The sequence below is a fragment of the Pantoea sp. SIMBA_079 genome, assembly GCF_046940275.1.
In the GTDB taxonomy this organism is placed as follows: domain Bacteria; phylum Pseudomonadota; class Gammaproteobacteria; order Enterobacterales; family Enterobacteriaceae; genus Pantoea; species Pantoea borealis.
Window position 1 is genome coordinate 1 of record NZ_JAWRYR010001008.1, and the last position, 230, is coordinate 230.

1 protein-coding gene is annotated in these 230 nt (G+C 35.2%); it reads right to left on the minus strand.

All coding sequences use genetic code 11. The features are described from left to right. Positions 1–230: hypothetical protein (locus SB719_RS22960; protein ID WP_412160159.1), on the minus strand; the 230-nt coding region annotated here is incomplete at both ends.

Genomic DNA, 230 nt, shown 5'->3' on the forward strand with positions numbered 1-230 from the left:
GGTATAAATTGGACCTGAATAATCACTTTTCCGGTACCATGTTGTTCTTTTTCCACTGTATATGATTTGAAGCAGTCCCATATCTTTAGACAAAACAGATTTGCTGTCTACAAACTGTCTTTTAACCTTTTTGAGATCTGTAATTTCCATAAACCGGATATCTTTCTCCAAAACTTTTTCTTTTTTTCCAGAATCGCGCAAAACCGTCATTTGTTTTAGATACGTTCCCG